This window comes from Rossellomorea aquimaris (assembly GCF_003315075.1).
GTDB classification, from domain to species: domain Bacteria; phylum Bacillota; class Bacilli; order Bacillales; family Bacillaceae_B; genus Rossellomorea; species Rossellomorea aquimaris_C.
In genome coordinates this window covers 1-18,806 of the sequence record NZ_QNRJ01000012.1, presented here as the reverse complement: position 1 = coordinate 18,806, position 18,806 = coordinate 1, and the positions used below count along the sequence as shown (strand labels likewise).

At 41.6% G+C, this 18,806-nt stretch carries 17 protein-coding genes, 1 rRNA gene and 1 pseudogene; 4 read left to right on the top strand and 15 right to left on the bottom strand.

Going from position 1 to position 18,806, the window contains the following annotated elements:
* Positions 1–261 precede the first annotated feature (261 nt).
* The 5 genes from DET59_RS14635 to DET59_RS14615 all read right to left on the bottom strand — a co-directional run bounded on the left by DET59_RS14635 (position 262) and on the right by DET59_RS14615 (position 5,159).
* Positions 262–1,392 carry a hypothetical protein gene (locus DET59_RS14635; RefSeq protein ID WP_113970388.1) on the bottom strand — a complete coding sequence of 377 codons (1,131 nt, stop codon included), beginning with the start codon at positions 1,390–1,392 and terminating at the stop codon, positions 262–264.
* Positions 1,385–1,819, bottom strand: coding sequence for a type II secretion system protein (locus DET59_RS14630; RefSeq protein WP_181778178.1), 435 nt, complete (start codon positions 1,817–1,819; stop codon positions 1,385–1,387). The genes DET59_RS14635 and DET59_RS14630 overlap by 8 nt, the downstream gene beginning before the upstream one ends.
* A 13-nt stretch (positions 1,820–1,832) precedes the next feature.
* Complete coding sequence (locus tag DET59_RS14625; protein WP_220154065.1) at positions 1,833–2,267, bottom strand: type IV pilus modification PilV family protein; 435 nt, start codon at positions 2,265–2,267, stop codon at positions 1,833–1,835.
* A 123-nt stretch (positions 2,268–2,390) separates the two neighbouring features.
* Positions 2,391–3,512 (bottom strand): sensor histidine kinase, encoded by a 1,122-nt coding sequence (locus tag DET59_RS14620; RefSeq protein ID WP_113970385.1) that lies wholly within the window; start codon positions 3,510–3,512, stop codon positions 2,391–2,393.
* 180 nt (positions 3,513–3,692) lie between these two features.
* A complete protein-coding gene (locus tag DET59_RS14615; protein ID WP_113970384.1) occupies positions 3,693–5,159 on the bottom strand; it encodes a cell wall-binding repeat-containing protein in 1,467 nt (488 codons plus the stop codon).
* Positions 5,160–6,042: 883 nt separating this feature from the next.
* Here DET59_RS14615 and DET59_RS22130 point away from each other — a divergent pair.
* The 3 genes and pseudogenes from DET59_RS22130 to DET59_RS22120 all read left to right on the top strand — a co-directional run bounded on the left by DET59_RS22130 (position 6,043) and on the right by DET59_RS22120 (position 7,695).
* Positions 6,043–6,537 carry a hypothetical protein gene (locus DET59_RS22130; protein WP_258549688.1) on the top strand — a complete coding sequence of 165 codons (495 nt, stop codon included), beginning with the start codon at positions 6,043–6,045 and terminating at the stop codon, positions 6,535–6,537.
* 36 nt (positions 6,538–6,573) lie between these two features.
* Positions 6,574–6,690 (top strand): annotated as a pseudogene (locus DET59_RS22125) (PepSY domain-containing protein); the annotation flags it as partial.
* Positions 6,691–6,711: 21 nt separating this feature from the next.
* Complete coding sequence (locus tag DET59_RS22120; RefSeq protein ID WP_258549693.1) at positions 6,712–7,695, top strand: M4 family metallopeptidase; 984 nt, start codon at positions 6,712–6,714, stop codon at positions 7,693–7,695.
* Positions 7,696–7,765: 70 nt separating this feature from the next.
* Here the strand turns inward: DET59_RS22120 and DET59_RS14605 are convergent, their stop codons facing one another.
* From DET59_RS14605 to DET59_RS14580, 6 genes are all read right to left on the bottom strand, one after another.
* Complete coding sequence (locus DET59_RS14605; protein ID WP_113970383.1) at positions 7,766–9,532, bottom strand: laminin G domain-containing metallophosphoesterase family protein; 1,767 nt, start codon at positions 9,530–9,532, stop codon at positions 7,766–7,768.
* A 120-nt stretch (positions 9,533–9,652) separates the two neighbouring features.
* The gene (locus DET59_RS14600; RefSeq protein ID WP_142675592.1) at positions 9,653–10,432 is read right to left on the bottom strand and encodes a MupG family TIM beta-alpha barrel fold protein; all 780 of its coding nucleotides are present in this window, start codon (positions 10,430–10,432) and stop codon (positions 9,653–9,655) included.
* Between the two features lie 102 nt (positions 10,433–10,534).
* Complete coding sequence (locus tag DET59_RS14595) at positions 10,535–11,095, bottom strand: competence protein ComK (RefSeq protein WP_113970381.1); 561 nt, start codon at positions 11,093–11,095, stop codon at positions 10,535–10,537.
* A 283-nt stretch (positions 11,096–11,378) separates the two neighbouring features.
* Complete coding sequence (locus tag DET59_RS14590) at positions 11,379–14,459, bottom strand: cell wall-binding repeat-containing protein (protein ID WP_113970380.1); 3,081 nt, start codon at positions 14,457–14,459, stop codon at positions 11,379–11,381.
* Between the two features lie 334 nt (positions 14,460–14,793).
* Complete coding sequence (locus DET59_RS14585) at positions 14,794–15,294, bottom strand: cell wall-binding repeat-containing protein (RefSeq protein WP_113970379.1); 501 nt, start codon at positions 15,292–15,294, stop codon at positions 14,794–14,796.
* Positions 15,192–16,475 carry a GDSL-type esterase/lipase family protein gene (locus DET59_RS14580; RefSeq protein ID WP_113970378.1) on the bottom strand — a complete coding sequence of 428 codons (1,284 nt, stop codon included), beginning with the start codon at positions 16,473–16,475 and terminating at the stop codon, positions 15,192–15,194. The genes DET59_RS14585 and DET59_RS14580 overlap by 103 nt, the downstream gene beginning before the upstream one ends.
* A gap of 227 nt (positions 16,476–16,702) precedes the next feature.
* Here DET59_RS14580 and DET59_RS22115 point away from each other — a divergent pair, with 227 nt between their 5' ends.
* Positions 16,703–16,828: a hypothetical protein gene (locus tag DET59_RS22115; RefSeq protein ID WP_258549687.1), complete on the top strand. Its 126-nt coding sequence runs from the start codon at positions 16,703–16,705 to the stop codon at positions 16,826–16,828.
* Positions 16,829–16,903: 75 nt separating this feature from the next.
* Here the strand turns inward: DET59_RS22115 and DET59_RS14575 are convergent, their stop codons facing one another.
* The 4 genes from DET59_RS14575 to rrf all read right to left on the bottom strand — a co-directional run.
* A complete protein-coding gene (locus DET59_RS14575) occupies positions 16,904–17,347 on the bottom strand; it encodes a hypothetical protein (protein WP_113970377.1) in 444 nt (147 codons plus the stop codon).
* A gap of 118 nt (positions 17,348–17,465) precedes the next feature.
* Positions 17,466–17,666 carry a hypothetical protein gene (locus DET59_RS14570; protein ID WP_113970376.1) on the bottom strand — a complete coding sequence of 67 codons (201 nt, stop codon included), beginning with the start codon at positions 17,664–17,666 and terminating at the stop codon, positions 17,466–17,468.
* 27 nt (positions 17,667–17,693) lie between these two features.
* Positions 17,694–18,530 (bottom strand): tyrosine-type recombinase/integrase, encoded by an 837-nt coding sequence (locus DET59_RS14565; RefSeq protein WP_181778176.1) that lies wholly within the window; start codon positions 18,528–18,530, stop codon positions 17,694–17,696.
* 181 nt (positions 18,531–18,711) lie between these two features.
* Positions 18,712–18,806 (bottom strand): 5S ribosomal RNA (gene rrf, locus DET59_RS14560); the annotation flags it as partial.

Genomic DNA, 18,806 nt, shown 5'->3' with positions numbered 1-18,806 from the left:
ATGAAATAGAAAGATTACTTCACTCATCTTTAATCATTAATCCACTTTCACGGTAGATTAATCCTGATTTGGATTTTTCAATCTTGATTTCAAATAATTGATACGGAATTGGAAACAATTGATCCGTTTTTCAAATAATTAAGCATCTTTGTCGATAAATCTTTATTTACGACAACACTGAATAATTCTAGTCAGCTTTAACACGGGAAGGAGTGGACATAAAAAAACCTTCCACAAAAAGTGAAAGGCGTGCATTTACAATCAATAATCGACTTCAGTAGAAATTTCATCCCACATAATGGATAACGTTTGAGAGGAGCCGCTTACGCCGCAGTTTTTCACAAATTCAGTGTGATTGACATAGGTTGGCTGTCCAGTTTTGATTTTTCCTTCTACTGACCCTTTCACATATAACTTCCCATCTATATCTAGCTGACCGGCTTTCAGGTTACCAGCTACACACATTTTTGAGTTTGTACCAATGGATAAATGTTTGGAAATAGAAGCGTCCCCCCCAATATAAGTATAGGATTTGTCTTCTATATCCATATGCCCGTCAAGACTCATGCTGCCTCCGACGTATACCTTAGAACTGTCCAATCTTAACTGACCGCCAATGCTCATCGCACCTTTTACTTCAAGGGTCACGTTTGTAGCATTATTCATATTCTTCCCGAGTGACATGGAACCGTCTGTATGAATTTTTGTATTATCCATGTTATTGGCATTACCATCCAGGATGAGTGCTCCGGTTGTATAAATAAGTTTGCCATCTAAGTTATTATGGTTTTGAGGATAAGACCCGGATCCGAGAACTAATATCTCCGCACAACTTTTATATATAATCGGCGGGTTTTTACATTCAGCTCGAATATTTTCCGGTTTCTGTATTTGATTAAACTCTGGTAGTTCTTTCGATGAAGTCGATCCTATTCTAATTGGTATCATCATGGTCGTATGTAAGCTAGATTCTTTACTTTCCGAACTTCCTAAGCTATTAAAATGTATGAATAGTTCATTCTTTTGTTCATTAAGGTCAGTAAAGCTCGTTAAACCATCATTCTTAGTGATTTGAAAATAGGAACTCATTTCATAACCTTCAATTTCTACCTTTTCATTTGCCAGGGACTCTTCAACTTTCATTTTTAAATTTTCACTATTTGTTGTCCCATCTATCTCTGTTTTTTTCAAGACATTCCTGACCTTACCCTCAAAATACTCCACGCCCATCTCCGCCAAAGCAACCGATTGATAGTCCTTCTCCACTTCCTTATTTTGTTTCACACTACTAAAGGACTGACCCATGAAGGATAATGAGATCACTATAAAAACGACCATCATTAATAGGACGGTTACCAATGCATATCCTTTTTCGTTATTTAGATCATTCATTATGGTTACTTCCCTTCAGTCTATATAAGGTTGTATCTATGACGAACTTATTTTTGGGATGATGCTTATCTGTAATCGTGATGAGTAAAGGATAATCGACCTTGCTTGGTAGGATGGGTTCTTCCGGGGCATTTTCAAGTGAAAAACACAGATCGTTATGATGAAACTCCTCTTCTTGTTCACTGTATTTCACTTTGATGGTACAATCCGGGTTTTCCAATTCATAGGATTCCGAAGTCTGATGAATCCTCGTCAACCTCATCGTTATAATATTCGCTTCCTGTTGAATGCTATTTTGCGAAACGGCCTTTTTCGTATAATGGATCCCTTGAAAGAAAACATTCCATACAACTGCACCTATAATGGACAAGATGGTTAAAGTAGCAAGGACTTCAACAAGTGTTAATCCACGTTCGTTATGTATCAATGTAGAAGCCTCCTTAGTCATGTACCATTATGTATCCGTAGGTTTCACTTACTATTTTTTGATCTTCCAGCACTTGGATGAGCAATTGATGAGCTTTTGTTGGAGATGGAGATCCTGTTGTATCCAAATCAGATTGTTTATCGATCGTTACCTTTACCTTAAATCCATCTATGGTGGAAGTGAAATAATGATAGTGATGTGGGTCTGTTCCCTCATTTTTTATGTAATGTGATGGCGGTGTGTCAAGGCTGTCACTTTCCTTCCACGCAGCAAGTTCTCCCCTGGCCACGTTCACAGCCTTCATCTTCTCGCCATTATACGTATTCATCCTGCCCATCTGGGGAAAAAAATTCACAATCGTCAAGAGTACGATCGATAAGATCACCATCGACAAAAGCACTTCCAGTAACGTAATCCCTTTTTCATTTTGCGTCATGATCTTATCCAACCTCCTCTCTAACTGATCATATTTACCTATATCGATTATATCATTTACATTCTACTAATCACTAAATCTAAACAAAAAAAATCGGTGCCTGGCGTAGCCCGGCACCGATAGGTCAGAAATCTATTAAATAACCATATTAGATTCAACAGGTATACCGATCGTAAACGTCGTCCATTCATCGTTCGATTGACAGCGGATTTCCCCCTCATGCTTTTCAATCAACTTTTTACAAATATAAAGACCGATTCCCGTTCCGAGGTCTTTCGTCGTGTAAAAAGGTTCGAAGATGGCTTCGATGGTTTCTTCTTTAATCCGCGGGCCATTATTGGAGATTTCCAGCTTTGTTTTGCCTGCTTCTTCTTCGCATGAAATGGTGATTTGACGGTGCCCAGCCACTTCTTGAAGCGCGTCGATCGAGTTCATGATGAGGTTAAGAAAGACCTGTCTCAGCTCATCCCGGTTCCCCAGCACCTTTATGGCGGCATCGCACTGAAAGTCAATGGATACATCACCATCCAGAAGGCTCGGATATAGAAATTCAATGGTGTCTTCCAGATGATCTGTAAGAATGATCTCTTCCCTTGTACTCTCAATCAAATCCTTTCTCGACACATGGAGGAATTGAGAGATCCGGTAATTCAATTGCTCCAGCTCATGCTGCATAATATCGAGGTAAGGTAATTCAGGATAACCGTTCTGCAAGAGCTTGGTAAACCCGATGATCGACGTGAGGGGATTCCTGAATTCATGGACGAAGCTTGAACTCATCTGGCCAAGGATCGTCAGCCGTTCTTTATGGGTTTGATCGATGTACAATTCCTTTTCCTGAAGCTGCTGCTCTCTAATTTCCGTGTATTTTCTAACGGCTAAGTAAGAGAAACGGTCGAAAAGCGCATTGATTTCTTCAATGATAGGCTGCAAATCCCGGAGTTCAATTCCTGAATTGCTCACCCACTTGATAATGATACTTTTCCCGACATTTACGTTATAGACAAACTCACTTATATTCACGTTGGCGTTTACCCGTTCCAGGGCGGTCTTATAGGCGAGATAAGTGATCTCCTCTTCACTGAGAGGCGTTTCGATCGCACGCTTTACTAACTGAAACATTTTCACTCCATTATTCAACACTTCTTCTTTATATAAATCATTATCTGAAATGACGATACTCTTTCGCCAATTATGTAAAAATTCGTCTGAATGATTTTCAAGAAATTCTATTAACATGGCAGAAGCACTAGTCATCAAATGGCAGTCCCTTCATTCCGGTTATTGTCAAATATTCGTTGATATCATCATAACAGAAAAAGAGGGACAGGATGAGAGTCATTTGGTATTTTTACATTGAAAGATTCCTTGAATGGATAAAAAAGACTAATGGCCACCCTAAGAGTGATCATTAGTCTTTCTGTCATGTTATATAACTTACAAACCACTGAGCTCCTCTACAACTTTTTGAGAAACGGCTCCTTCCCCCCCAAGTACAGTGTAGTACCATGTTCCATTATCTGAGATATACTTTCGTACAGGATCAGGCACTTTATTTTTTTCTACCAGGATGATAGGTTCGTAATATTTAGCGGCAAGTACAGATCCTGTCAGTGCATCGGCAAAGTTTTGACCTGTCGCAACCGTAATGATATCTCCCGGCATTTCAAGCTGTGTGGCGATGTTGACCGATGTTTCATAACGGTCTTTACCTGAAATCCGTACAGGATTCGTTTTAGCCAGTTGCTTTTGGACTCCATCTGAAATGGCTGATTTTCCTCCGACAATGATCGTGTCCGTGACGGACTTCAGAGCTTCCTTCGTTTCATTCGCTAATTCATTGGCAGGACTTAACAGAATCGGTATTCCGTTGGAGGCAGCATAAGGTGCGATGGATAAGGCATCCGGGAAGTTGCCGCCGTATGCAATGATTGCCTTATCATAATACCCTAATTCTTTTGCAAGTTTCGCTGCCGTTTCATAGCGTGTTTTTCCTCCGATCCTGCGAACCTCCAATCCGTTATTCTTCAATTCCTTTGCCACTTTAGCCGATATCGCACCCTCTCCTCCTAAAATGACAACCTTCTTCGCCCCTAGTTCTTTTATTCGGTCTTTCACCTTACCATTCAAGCTATCCTTTGGGTTCAATAGGATCGGCGCATCTTGTTGGTAAGCGAACGGGGCACCTGCCAAAGCGTCAGGGAATGTGGTGTCCCTTGCCAATACAACTGTCTCGGCCCCGTCAGGCCATCCTGCCTTTGAAATTTCAATCGCGGTTTCATGCCGGTCCTTTCCATAAATACGATACACATTATCTACGGTTTCTTCTCCAGTGAATGCGGTTAACCCATATACTCCTTCCCCGCCGAACATATTGAGATCAGTGGCTGCGAGATAATACGAGCCTGGAGGTAATGAATAATAAATCTGTAGCTTATCTCTTCCATCTTCCAGCCATTCATCAGGATAAACAGGCTCTCCTTCCGGGGTGAAAAGTAAATATCCCAGGTCATTGAGAGTCGTCAATGTGGTTCCGTAAATATACGTATCTTGCGTTTCATCGATATCCAAGCTGTAAAAATCCAAGTCTTCAGCCCACCAAAAGGTGCCTAGTACGATGTCGTCGAGGCGGATATAGTCAGCCTGGTAAGGATAATCATTGGGTTCCTGTTCATACACCTCACCCATCAACCTCATTTCATCGGACTTCTTTAATCCTTTCATCCTTTCTTTCAGTCTTGTGAATGTTGAGTTATCAAGTGTCGTTGAAGATTGTTTCTTTGAGAGGGAGTGAAGTTCTTCCTTAATGGTTGGGTGATCAAACGGACCTGCGGCAAGCGACGGTGAAACACTAAAACAGAAGATCAATAGAATGACAAATAAACCGGTACTGATTTTCTTCATGATCCCAGCCCCTTCGAGTTGAAATGATATGTAACGCCAAACAATATGTCAGCTTACAAACCTATATTATTTTTGAAAGGTGAATTCTAGACTTAAAAATTTGGTTCTATCATCTTCTTAAATGGTTTATGGAGAATAAATTGTGAGGATAGTGTATGAAAAGTAATTGGGAATGAAAGGCTGACTGCATAAAGTACAGATGGAAATACGCAAATAGCGGCTAACTGAAAGAGTAACTTACATCACGTTGCTGATGTTCTACTTGAAATACCACTTTATATTTTTAGAAAATGCGCTTTCTTGGTTTCTTGAGAAACTTCATAAATATCCGATTTTCTTCAGTTTTAAAAATTTTTACCCCAACTAATTTTAACGGGGTCCATATTTCTTTCATATAATATCCAGACATCGTTATTCCTCCTAACAAAGTAAATTTGTTTAACAGATATTTCCTGTACCTCTATTATAGAATAGATTTCAGAATAATCTATCTATTAAGAAAGAATACTTATCGACAACTTTTTCAGTTGAGTCTGTCTCTATTACAGGTTTAATAAAACCGGGGCATTAATTATTTTATTATTGTAGGGATTATCCTTCACATAATTCTAAGTACCCATAAAACTTCTATTTATAACCTATTTATATTTATATAATCTCCCCATTATTCTTTTTCTTTCGACAATAACTAGTTCCTACTCATTACTTGAATTCCGAAATGAATAACAAAGAGGTATTCATTACTCAAATTTCCCCATAGCATACTTCTACTCCTACCAATAAACACCCATATTTTCAGACTATTAAGATAATAAATATGAATCATGTAATTATTTTCCTCCCTCTCTATACTTGTACATAAGCTACTAAATGAGGAAATAATTTGAAGAAAATACTAATCGCACCAATTATCCTTTCTACTACTCTCTTTTCTGCCGCTCTTCCGTCCAATGATGCCCTTGCCGTCCAACCTCATGAACACGCAATAAATGCAGCTTCTAAAGAATGGAATGTGAAGGCCAATGTCCCTCTTTTTGTAAAAGAAAAGCAGGCAGTCAAACGTCTTGCAGTTAATTCTAATGATGCTCTTAATTATTTAGATCAACATAAAAATAAAATAGTAATGAAAAATCCCAAAGCCAGTTTAAAAGTGAAGGAATCAAAAAAAGATGAGCTGGGGATGACTCACATCCGCTTTCATCAAACAAAGAATGGACTGCCGGTTGAAGGATCTGAGATCATTGTTCACTATAACCAAAACAATGAAATCACAGCTGTGAATGGTTCTTACAATGAACAAGTGGAAACGAGCGAACTGAATACGTCTACACTAGTTACCAGTGAAAAAGCAGTAGAAGCAGCGAAAGCCTCTGTTTAAGCTCCAGAAAAAACAGAATACACTCCAACTTCGGAACTCGTGATCTACCCGTTTGAAGGGAAAAATCATGTAGCCTATAAAGTGAATGTGAACTTCTTAGGAGAAGAGCCTGGAAACTGGTTTGTGTTCGTGGATGCGAAAAGTGGAAAAGTGGTGGATCAATATAATGGAATTATGCACTCGGAAAAGATCAAAACTCAAACAGGAACAGGGACCGGTGTATTAGGGGAACATCGTCTTTTACATATTTCACAAGTAAAGGAACCGCGTTCAGGCACCGAGTTTCAGATGGCGGATTATAGTCATGAGGATTTGGAGGGGATTTTAACATACGATTATCCTTCAAGAGAGATATTCTCCAATAAGGATGCTTCATTTAAATCAGAGTATGATCGTCCTGCCGTGGACGCCCATTATAACTCAGAAAAGGTATACGATTATTACCTTAATGAGCATGGACGAAATTCCCTGGATGATGAAGGAATGGCGATAGTTTCTTATGTTCATTACGGAACAAATTATAACAACGCCTTCTGGAATGGACGCCAAATGACGTATGGGGACGGGGATGGAGAATTCATGATTCCATTATCTGCCGGGCTTGACGTGGCGGCTCATGAAATGACCCACGGAGTCATTTCCAACTCCGCCAATCTTGTGTACCGCTTTCAACCAGGTGCGCTGAATGAAGCTTTCGCAGACATTTTCGGCGCATTGATCGATGACGAGAACTGGGAGCTCGGTGAAGACATCATGGCACCAGCTGCCAAAGCAGACGGGCGAGAATCGCTTCGCAGCTTGAGTGACCCGAGCAAGTACCCTGTAGGAGCAAAATATGTAGAGTACGGAAATGGTGAAGGCAAATACCCATCGCATATGGATGAATTTTATGATCTTCCCCGTTCCCTCGACAACGGGGGTGTTCATATTAACTCCTCCATCATTAATCATGCCGCCTACCTGACGGCTCAGGATATCGGACGTGAAAAGCTCGGGAAAATTTATTACCGTGCATTGACGGTTTATTTGACTCCTACGTCTGAATTCAGTGATGCCCGTCAAGCGATCATTCAATCTGCTGTCGACTTGTATGGAGAAGGCAGTGGAGAGGCAGAAGCAGCTGCTGGAGGGTTTGATTCTGTTGGGATTATGGAATAATTCTTAGGTTTGTGAAGCATGAAGATCCACTCTTCATGCTTCTTTTATATATTTCCGCCTCCCCCATTGATCACCGTGCAAAATCAAACCGCTCCTCAAAATCAAACGGTATCTGAAATTGATCACGCACCCCCGTTAAATACGCCACATCGAAATACGTTTTCTGCGGTCTCGGTAGCTTATCCACCCATGGGGAATAGGTCTTAAACTTAATCACTTCATCGGCTTCATCGAATTCTGCAAACCGCATCCAGCCATTGCCCCCGTGATAGCTTGACTGGTAGTCGACAAGCATTTGTAACACGGGATTACCTGCAGCATTTTGTTTCACTCTGTGAGTGGAGCCTTGATGATGGCCATTGACCGTCATAAACACCTGGTTAAATGGGTTGACCAGTTCATCCCAGGCCAGTGTCCCTCTATCCGTTTCGATGGGTGCCGCTCCATCTATATTGAGGATTTGATGGGAAAGAAGGATGGTCGGTGTTTTGGGATGGGCTTTTAGAACCTTCTTTGCCCAGGGAATGTCCTCCTTCATATGTTCCATATCGAGGGATAGGAATAAGTAAGGATAGCTTCCCGCTTTAATGATGGAATACGAACTATATCCAGAAGGGGAAGAATCTTTATAATACGATTTGTCCGTAAAACGCCCTGATCCATAATATTTAAGATACGGATCTCCTTTACCGTAGTCATGATTCCCGGCAATCGTCACATACGGTGCCTTTCTTTTGTCGAGGATCCCGACGCTTGTAGAAGAGTGTACCCATTCCTCCAACGAGTCGCTTTGATCGACCATGTCTCCTAAGAAAGCGGTCATAGCGATGTTTAACCTTTCATATCTCTTTGAAATCCATCTCATTTGCTCTTTGAAAATCTCTGGCTTATATCGCACCGTTTTTTGTGGATCCGGAACGAAAAGAAAGGAATAATTTTTCTTTTTCGTTCGTAATGATTGATAGAGATTGGACCCACTTTTGACATGGTCACCGGGCTTATGTTGGATAAGCCAGTCTTCTTTCGGGAGAGATCGATTGGCGATGCGGACTTCCTGTAAATTCCCTGCAAACAAATCGTCTGCTTTTTCTGATGCCCCGATATTCCATCCCTTTCCTTTTACAAAATCAATCCCAATCATTTCAGCAGTGGAGTGCCTGAAGTCCGCCACTCCATTTATATAGATGCTAGAATGTTTCCCATCATTGACGACCGCTACATGATACCAGTCTTCCTCACTATCAAGGGCAAGGGACCATTCTGTTTCGGTGAGTTTTAGATTCAAGGGATGACTGGTCCAATGGACTTGTTTATAGTCGGATAAAGATAAGTTGGAGCGCTCTCCACCCCTTGACATAATGCTCATGTCACCGTGGTCTCTCGGGGAGAACTGTTTTGGCAGTTTGAATACGGCCTCGATGGTATATCCATTTTTAAAACGATTATGATTCAAAGGGGCATCCTTGCCCGTTTGAAAGTATTGACCTCCAGCATCACTTTTTTTGTGATGAAATTGTAAGGTCTCCACCTCATCCTTTTGTTCGTAATCTTCTTCCGACCAGCGGATGAAAGGAAGTTTTTGATTAGCGTCTTCAAGGTTGATTAACCGGAGATGATTGCTGTTCCCACTTACGTCTTTCATCACCAGATCCTTTCCGGTGATGGTTCCGGATTGAATATAATCCTTCGAGAAGATCCAATGGGCGGCGATGGTTGAAGAAGGACCTCTCCCCTCCATGTCCCGCCCTGAAATGACAGGAGGGAACAACACCCAAAGTAGAACCATCAAACCCGCCAGTCCCGTAATGAACAGCATGTGCTTTTTGTCTAATTTCAATGTCGTCCCTCCTTTACAAGCGTTTTCTAATTAGTATGGACTGTGTCGAATAGAAGATGTATCCTTCTGAAACAAAAAAAATCTCCTAATGAACAACTCATTAGAAGATTTTTATGCCATTTACATACGGAGGTCCGTCCCTCTTATCAACCGGATCTTTTGACCAGGCTCCAGTAGCTCCAATAGATCAAGGTCTTCCTCACGAACTCTCCCTACTACGTTCACGGCAGGGTTTTTCTCCAGGTCATTTCGGACGACCTGCATTTCCCCTTTATAGCGTCCATACAAATCATTGTCTCGGGTGATGGTGCCACGTGGTCTTTCTACGGTATTTGCAGGTGGGACATCGCCATGCGTCCTTGTTTCGAGTAATCGATACACATCTCTTCCCGGATCGGGTCTGAGCTGATATTCTCGTTCCATTTCACCGCTTCCCTCATACACAAGCTCCATTACATTTTCTTGATCATAATCCACTAGCTTACGAAGGAGTTCCTGTGAACATCCGGGATCGCCTATGAATACACCTTGGACTCCCCAATTCCTCAATTGTATGGCACTCGTATAAGGGTTTTGATCACGGTGATCCTCCAAAGTCGGGAGACCCCTGTATAACGGTCCTCTTTTCTCATTGTCACCCGGTATAAATCCATAAACCGGAATATCTAAAGCTTCAAACAGTCTTTGCTGCTTCATAAAGTAATCCTGATCCAATCCGGTTTCAGGCTTTGGATAGAAGTTATGCCAGGCAATCATTCTTCCTGTTTCCAGTCCCGCGTCAATCCATTCCTGAAGCTCCCTTGATCCAACTGTACTCGCATTGATTGCAATCTGAAAATGTCGGGATAACTCCATCATTTCTTCCGTTGTAACCCCATCATCCAGCCGCAGAGTTAGCACTTTTCAAAGAAGGGGCAATGGTAAAAGAAAACGGCAAATAGGAGTTGGTATAATCAACCTACTCCTGTTTTTTCATTTCTTAATTTTCCAGAGGTCCGTCCCTCAAAAATCGATCTGTGAATCATTTGTTATGTCTGTGGAATCAAGCAGACCGGGATGAAATCCTGGAAGGTATAGTTCGTTTTCGGTCCTTCTCAAAGCTCTGCGGGATGGGAAGCTTGCGAAGTGATTCATGGTGGCAGCCGCCCGTTCCCGTTGTTTGGTGATCACTGTTTCCGAACAGTTGATTTCCAACTGCTCGCCATTTGTAAACTGGATGTATGTTTTTCCTTCTGAAGTGACAGTCGATCCGATATGCTGGCAGAATAACCAGATACAATCATAGTGTGTTGAAGCCATTGTAGGTATCGCATAGATGAATTCCTGCGGGCAAATCATAAGAGGTGTCTTTCGTAAATACTTGGTAGCATGGCGAACGGCTTTGATCCTGCCGTCATATGTAGACCGGTAAGCCATACAGGAGTAATCTAAAATCTCCATGACTGATTTTTTGCTGAACGTCTTTCTCCCCGAGTAGTCATAAATGATTGACTGATGAATCCCATCATAAGCAGGACAAACCGCCACCGTCCTTCGAGTAACCAGCACTTCTAAACCTTTCAATCAAAACACCTTCCTTTTCCTTTTTAATAAAGCCCCTTTATCAGAATCTTCTTATATATGAGACTTTATTACTATTATATACTAATGTTAAATTATTTCCATTTATATTTGTATATTTTTTGAGAAAAATCTCATAATTTGAGGAAATGGATTATTTCCTGGGAGATAGTGTCGAAAGAAGTGCTGAGAAATGTATGATTAGGTAGTGATGTTTCAGATATTACAATGAAGCAAAAAACTCCATTCGATACACAAATGCATCGAATGGAGGCTTCCTAATTTATTATTGCGCCATAAGTGATTCAACCACCGAATCAGAAATGGCTCCTTCTCCACCAAGAATATAATACATATCGGTAACCGGAGCAAACGTAGCAAGGGTATCCATGGTTGTAAACTGTGCCTCTTTCGGATGAGTCAACACCACGGGATTTCCTTCTACAGCTGCCAGTGCAGAACCAGCCAGGGCATCAGGATAGTTCTTGCCTGTTGCGATGAATGGTGTGGACATATTCAATTCACTAGCGAAATAGTTGATGATGCTGCTATTCGTTTCGTAACGGTCACTTCCACTTAATCGCTCATAGTTCATGAACTCCTCAGCCACCGTTTCCGGAATGGCCGATTCGCCACCGATTACATAGAACTGCTCGAACATGCTCTCTTCCATATAGCTGCGAACAGAATCCGGTGTTCCGCTTTTCTTTGTCAATAGAATCGGCATTTCCAGGGAAGCCGCTATCGGAGCAATGGAAAGGGCGTCTGCGAAGCTTTGCCCGGTTGCCACGACTGCACGATCAGTGAAACCTAATTGTTCAGCGATTTTCACAGATGTTTCATAACGATCGGCTCCGCTGATGCGAGAAATCGTCTTGATTCCTAGATCTTTCACTTCTTTCTCGACATTGGCTGTAATAACCGATTTACCGCCAACCAGAATCACCTTTTTCACTTTCAGGCGTTTCAGTTCGTCCTCCACCGACTTAGGAAGGGTTGTCGTATTAGTCAAGAGTAATGGGGCATTGTGGTGATAAGCAAGCGGTGTGGCGCTTAATGCGTCCGGGTAATTACGCCCTGTGGCAATAACCGCTACATCAGATTGCTCCCAGCCTTTACTTGAAATTTTTACTGCTGTTTCATATCGATCGGTTCCAAAAATTCGTTCCGTTCCAATATTCGCTTGATCGATCCCTGTAACGGCACCTAAGGCATCCAATCTACCCCAGCCGGATACAGTATCATATCCAGGAAGCACCAATTCTGCAGGGTAAGGATACTCATCATCATAATAATATCCGTTACCCGGGTTGTCTTCTTCGTCAAACGTAATATCGACAGCTGTTCTGGTTAACACTCTTTCCACTTGAGCAGGCGTTAACCCGGCATCATGGGAAAGCAGTAAACCAGCTACCGCCGCCACATGAGGCGTAGCCATAGACGTTCCGCTCATATAGGTCACGTTTCCATCTGGAACCAAACTTGGAATATCGGTTCCCGGTGCAACCAGGTCAATTCCATTTCCAAAGTTTGAGTAGTCAGATACAAGGTCCATATTATTTGTCGCTCCAACAGAAACCACATATTTTGATGAACCAGGGTAAGAGATTTCTTCCATTCCATCATTTCCTGTTGCGGCTACCACGGTCACTCCATGGTCATAGGCATATTTCAGAGCGTACTCAATGACACGGCTATAAGAGCCGCCAAGACTTAAATTAATGACTTGAGCTCCTTGATCGACTGCATATTTGATTCCGTACGCGATTTGTTCTGTATCACCACTTCCAGAAGCATCAAGCACTTTAACAGGAAGAATCTTCGTGTGCGGATTGATTCCTGCCATCGAATAGTGATTATTCGCTTCCGCTGCAATGATACCGGATACATGGGTTCCATGACCGTGGTCATCCATCGCGTCCGAATTTCCTCCTACAAAATTATAACCGTCATTCTTTAGGACATGATTGCCGAGATCTGCCAGCGTGTGGTCTACACCCGTATCCACTACAGCAATGACCGTATCTTCCAGATCTTTTTCTTTCAAGATCTCCTGAAGCTGTTCGTACTGAATATCGGCATCAGGGGTACCGCCGTTGTCTCCATTATTCTTAAGGGACCACTGGTAAGGATATTGAGCATCGGAAGACAGAGCTTTATATTGTTGGACAGGTTCAACAAACTCGACTTCAGGCAGCTTCGCAATCTCTTTTGAAGTAGCATTTAATGATGCTGTAGAGACTTTATCGAAAGAGTCTCCATCAACTTCTATCACATACATATTGGAGAAAAAAGAATCTTTCGCTTTTAACGGGGAGATCGATTCAACCCCAAGCGTCTCCGCTTTCCCCTGAATACTTGCTGCATCTTTTTTATCTTTCAATTTCACGATTAAACGGTTTTCGTCACCGGCTGCCTTAATAGGAGATAGTCCCGCTTTTGCCAGAATAGTAGAAACCGTTGAGTTCGTCAGGTTTGAAATCCCGACGCTCTTACCTGTGTTCTCGATTTTCTCCTGGATGAACTCAGGAGTCGATTCAAGTGCATTTTTGTACAGATTATTGATCGCTTTTTGATCTTCTTTCGTGATTTTGTATGAACTTGCACTGCCATTAGCTGCAACATCGGCAAACAAGTCCTTTAATTGAACAAGATCATGGTAGACACTATCACGCAGTGTTTTACTGAAGACCATTTTCGAACTGATAAAAGGAGCCGCTTTGTAATAAAGAGCCGACAACTCTTGACCTTTTTCCGTTTTCGCTAAGACCGTTTCACGAACGGTACGTAAATCTCTTAAAATACTTTTTCCATTTTCTCTTTCTTTTGTGCTTAATTCCGCTGGACACTCCTCAGCAATGGCTTCGTCAGATGGAGGCAACGTAATGCCATCATAGCTGACCGTGTACGGAATCACCATATCTTCGAACTCTTCTTCGAACTCTACATACTCTTCTTCCATTCCATAGGACTCAATCTTTATATAATAAGGACCGACCCAGGAAATCGGGAAGTCAATGATTGCTGGTTCATTCTGAAAAGAATAACCCATATATCGATCAAAGGCTCGATTATCAATCGCATTTTCCAGACTGGAATAAACCGTCACATTTAATTCCAATTCTGATTGAAGCTTCATCCGTAAATGGGTATAATCTTCAATTTCACTTTCAGAAGGATCAACCTTGTACCAATGAACGTTTTCAGAGACATCGAATTCCCCATCGACGGGGGTCCCAATCGTCAACGTTCCTTCCTCATGCGGTACACCAGACTCTTCCGCCCCCGTTTCCACCATGGAAAACTGGCTGAAAATCAACGAAAAAACGAAAACCAAAGCTACTAAACTACGAATCTTCTTTTTCATGTAGAACCCCCACCAATGTAAAATTTAACTACAGAATCTATTAAACCACAGAAAGATAGAATTGGAAATATTTTATATTTTAAGGAAAAATATTGTTATTGTTTCCAACCTTTAAAGAGCTATTTTTGAATACATTTTCCTGTATAAAAAAATGTGACTGCTCTCCTTCAGATTGCTTTTAAATGTCTGACTCTATTTAAACAAACGTTTGGTTAATCAAATCCATCCCTTTCACAGCAATACTTCATGATGCTAAACGATCGTTTAATACAAAAAGAAAGTCCCGGACCATTTAAAAAATAATCCAGGACCCTTTTGCTCTTTTTGTTCATCTTTACTCCACTAACTTTTCTACAACACTGCTCTCTACCGCACCTTCTCCACCCAATACCATAAAGTGCTTCAATCCGTTCTCCATGACTAATCCTTTTGTTTGCAGTGGTAAGTCATCCTTTTTCACCAGCAATAACGGAACCTCGTGAATGGCAGCAAAGACAGACCCCGTAAGTGCATCTGCAAAGTCCTGGCCTGTCGCGACTACGGCATGGCTAGTTGGACCTTGGAACTCGTTATAGATGGCGGCAGCTGTATCGTAACGCGTGTCACCGGCCAAGCGCTCTACGTTTTTAAATGGTAGATTTTCACTGATGACCCCTGCTCCCCCGATCACATAGGTGTTCTCTACATCTTGAAGGGCAAAGCCTGTCGCTTCCGGAATGGAATCTGTTTTCGTTAACAGGATTGGATATCCATGCTGGGCAGCATATGGAGCAACGGCCAGGGCATCAGGGAAGTCATATCCATAGGCAACCACTGCCGTTTCTGAATGACCCAATTCGTTCGAGACGAAAGCGGCCGTTTCGAAACGGTCATCTCCACCGATTCGACCACACTTAATCCGAGATCGTTAAGCTCCGCCTCTAACTTCTCCGAAACGGCTCCTTTCCCACCAAGAATCACCGCATTCTCCGCTCCTAGACGGTCAATTTCTTCTACAGTCTCCTTGGATAACTCGGCTCCATTCGTCAACAAAATCGGTGCTTCCAACTGATAGGCAAGAGGTGTACCAACTAATGCATCCGGATACTCGTTTCCTCTTGCAATGATGACGGTTTCAGCAGACTCCCAGCTTTCTTCTGAGATTTCAGCCGCGGTTTCGTAACGATCCTGTCCGAATAAACGGGCCGTTGATTTTCCGACTGTATCGCTGACGGGCTCCATGACCTTCCAAAACTCGTCGGCCATGGCTTCATATCCAGCTTCACTCGGGTGGACATTTTGCGGGTTCGGCAGCTTCACCTGGAAGTTGTCAGCCATCTCTTCTTCTACCGGAACAAATACGGCTCCACCCTGCACGCTCGCTGCTTGAATCGCTTGGTTCAGTCCATCTAAAGTAGGCTTTAACTGCGCCTGGGTTTCTTGTGGCAGGTAAGGGAATGCATTGTAGTAACCCATCACATACACTGGTACGTCGGGGTTTAATTGACGGATGATTCCTAAAGAGGTGGCGATATTCACACCCACTTCTTGAAGCGCTGCCTGTACTTTCACAGGATCAATTGATATCCCACCATCCTTCTGTTCAATCAATTGCAGTAAGTCATTTGCGCCTGCGTCCAGTGTAATGGTATCAGCGCCCGTTATTTCTTTTTGTAATCCCTTTGCAGGATCCTGTATGTCCGCTAAGACTTGTTTAGACGTATAACCCGGTACGGCAAAGCTCTTGTTAAAATCTACATGAAAACCATCTTCCTTGAATTCATCTGCAAGAAAATCGGGGTATCCCTTACCCAGGGAGTTGTCATACAGCACCCCTGCCGCTAATGAATCTCCTAAAGCCAGATAATCTACATACGTATGCTCTTCTTTCATTTCAGCAAGAGCCATCGTTGGTGCCATCACTAATGCCATTGTCATTGCTCCGGTTAACACTTTCAAAGAATGTTTCAGGGTTTTTTTCAAGGTGGTTCTCCTCTCTATTTTGGCAATCCAATTAAATCTATTTGTCGCAGACACAGGATATTCCTCCTATTTTCCATCGACAAAAAATGCAGATGTCATCCCATCAGAATGGGAGATCCACACTATAATACCTATACATTCCTATGCGAATATTGTAATAAAAATAAATAACAATCCCTATATATTTCAACTTTTTTATAGTAGAAAATATAAGTACCCCTTTTGTTAGATGATTTACTAGATAAAGTCAGAGTTTCATTAAATAGTAATGGAGGTACTTTATGAAAATCATTCATAGGTTTTTTGCTACTTACTATTACACACTTATTCAGGATTGCCTGGATGAAAAAATGAAAATGAATCTTATTCAAAAACTGAATTACCATGAGTCAAAGTTAAATTCGTAGGTATCTTTCTTCGTTGAAACAAATTCACATATCAATAAAAAAGGAATCTCCGAATTTCGGAAACTCCTGACTCATTTATACTTCATGTAGTTTTCTTCGGTTGTTTCTAAATTTTTCGAAGTAATGTAGGAAGAGGAAGACATGGTAGTAGATGAGCGTAGCAGGAACACTATAGATTGAAAAAAGCAATGTCATTCCAATCCCCTCTGACGCAATGGAAAGAAATATGCCAGGAAGAATGGCTATCAGCGTATACATCAATAGTTGAAACAAATACACGTTTCGTTTGATTTTTAGAGCATCCGTTACTTTATCAATCAGATAGGCACCTAAAAGTCCAAACACAAGGTAAATGGGAATGGAAGGCATGATCGTCATGACAAATCCATCACTATAATTCATATAACAACATTCATATTCTCTTTCTTCCATTGGAGTATACAGTGCCCACCCCATAAACAGAGCAAAAAACAGAGGTGAGATAATAGCAGCTAATGCTTTATTGTAGATATCCTTCATAGAACATCACCTAGAATTGTTTTGATATTGTTTATTTTACCATAATTGTTCGTGAAGAAAATCACATAATATAAACAGAACTCCTTTACCATAATCCTGATAAGGAAGTTCTGTTTCATTATGACTCAATGACTCTTGCTACTTTACGCCCACACGTCTTGCAGGTACCTTCCAGAACAAGATTATGATTATCAGAATCCACATTGTAATCAACAATCGTCGTCACACCGCATGACCGACAAAATACATTTCCTTCAAATTTCTTACGGATATGTTCCGGTAAGGACTTCCACCTTTTATGTGCTAATTCATCCCTCACGTTACCCACCTCACAATAAAATAACCTTCAACAATCCTTCGAAAAAGTTCGTCGAATCGCATTTTCGAATTCCGTTTCAGGCACGCGTGATTTCGCATACCTCTTCGTTACATTAATATCCCTATGACCCGCCAATTTAGATACTATTTCAAGACTGACACCCTGATCGATAAGATGCTGACAAAATGTATGGCGCAGCTTTTGCGCATTTATATGGAACTTCTTAAGCATATACTGAACCGATCTCTCCGTTAATTGCTCATTCGTTTTGGAAACGAACAACGCTTCCTGTGGTTGAATAGCATCCATGTAGATAGAAAGAGAATGCACCACTTCTTCCGACAGAGGAATAATTCGTTGATCCCCATGAGTATCCGAAACGCTTACTTGTTTCGTTTCAAGATCTATATCCGCTATATTCAGGGCACAAAGCTCCGATACCCGTATCCCCGTATGAAGCAGCATATACACAATCGCTATATTTCTTTCATTTTCACTTTCCCTTACTTCTGATAAAAGTGCTTCACACTCTTCTTTAGAGAGCGTTTCGACCTCATCCTTCTTGCTTCCTTGTTTGATCTTTATATCAAACGTAATGTCAGGTCTCTTTAAATATTTAGCAAATGTCCGTATCACTCCCAAGATTTTATCCGTTGTGATCGGACTCTTACCCTTTTCTTCTAAAAATAGAATGTACTCCTGAACATCACGATGAGTAATATCCATTAACTCTCTGTGATTCTGTTGAAGCCACTTCTCATATTTCTTAAGCTCCTGATGGTAAGTCGAGATGGTATTTGATGATTTTCCTTCATGTTCAAGCCATGTTAAAAATTGATCAATGGTAGTGCTAGATCCTTGCAAGAGTACCACCCTTTCGAATCAAACCTATGTTTACTATTATCGTAGAACTTATAGATGAAGAAGTCAACTTCTCCGAATGTAGCAGGGTGTAATGAGGAAGGGATGATTCGTTTTTTTAAGTTAGCTTTAAACCAAACGACAAAAAAGAGCAGCCCCTAAGAGCTACTCTTTCTTCACATTTGCCTGGCGACGTCCTACTCTCACAGGGGGAGATCCCCCAACTACCATCGGCGCTGAAGAGCTTAACTTCCGTGTTCGGCATGGGAACGGGTGTGA